We start from the raw sequence: 1,191 nt of genomic DNA on the forward strand, positions 1-1,191 counted from the left end.
TGGTGACATTACCGGTGTTAGTGACGGTAAAGGTGTAATCGATAGTGTCACCGGCGCTGTTGCCGCTGGGTGCACCGGCAGTTTTGTTCAAATCCAGAGCGGGCGAAGCAGTCAGTGCCGTGCTAGTGCTGTCATTGGCGCTAACTGGATTACCGCCCGGATCAGTAGCGTTCGCCGTCGCGGTGTTGTCGACGGTACCAGCATCCACTTCCGCCTGAGTGATGGTGTGGGTGCCGTTGCAGGTGGCGATTGCGCCAGGAGCCAGAGTCGTGGTGTCGCAGGTTGCTATCGCATCCAACTGTGGGTCGTTGATGGCAATACCGTCGATGGTGACATTGCCAGTATTGGTGACCGTAAAGGTGTAATCGATAGTGTCCCCGGCATTGTTGCCGCTGGGAGCACCAGCAGTTTTATTCAAGTCCAGAGCGGGCGAAGCGGTCAATGCCGTACTGGTACTGTCATTAGCGCTGACCGGATTGCTGTCCGGATCGGTGCCGTTCGCCGTCGCGGTGTTGTCGACGGTACCAGCATCCACTTCCGCCTGAGTGATAGTGTGGGTGCCGCTGCAGGTTGCGATCCCGCCCGGGGCCAGGATGGTGGTGTCGCAAGTCGCCGCCGCATCCAATTGCCCGTCGGTGATGGCAATACCATCGATGGTGACGTTGCCCGTATTGGTGACCGTAAAGGTGTAATCGATAGTGTCACCGGCATTGTTGCCGCTGGGTGCACCGGCTACTTTGCTCAAGTCCAGAGCGGGTGAAGCGGTCAATGCCGTGCTGGTGCTGTCATTAGCGCTGACTGGATTGCTGCCCGGGTCGGTGCCATTCGCCGTCGCCGTGTTGTCGACCTGGCCGGCATCCACTTCGGCCTGGGTAATTGTGTGAGTGCCGTTGCAGGTTGCGATCGCGCCCGGAGCTAGGGTCGTGGTGTCACAGGTCGCCGCCGCATCCAGTTGTGGATCGGCGATGGCAATACCGTCGATGGTGACGTTGCCGGTGTTAGTGACGGTGAAGGTGTAGTCGATAGTGTCGCCAGCGCTGTTGCCACTGGGACTGCCGGCAGTTTTGCTCAAGTCCAGAGCAGGCGAAGTGGTCAATGCCGTGCTGGTACTGTCATTAGCGCTGACCGGATTGCTGTCCGGATCGGTGCCGCTCGCTGTCGCCGTATTGTCGACGGTACCGGCATCAACTT

General features: G+C 59.3%; 1 protein-coding gene. It reads right to left on the reverse strand.

Annotated elements, in window-relative coordinates; translation table 11 throughout:
• A partial coding sequence (locus ACRC0P_RS14725) for a DUF7507 domain-containing protein (protein WP_438632061.1) occupies window positions 1–1,096 on the reverse strand: 1,096 nt, incomplete at its 3' end.
• Window positions 1,097–1,191: the final 95 nt, after the last annotated feature.

This window comes from Microbulbifer sp. (assembly GCF_051659245.1).
GTDB lineage: Bacteria > Pseudomonadota > Gammaproteobacteria > Pseudomonadales > Cellvibrionaceae > Microbulbifer.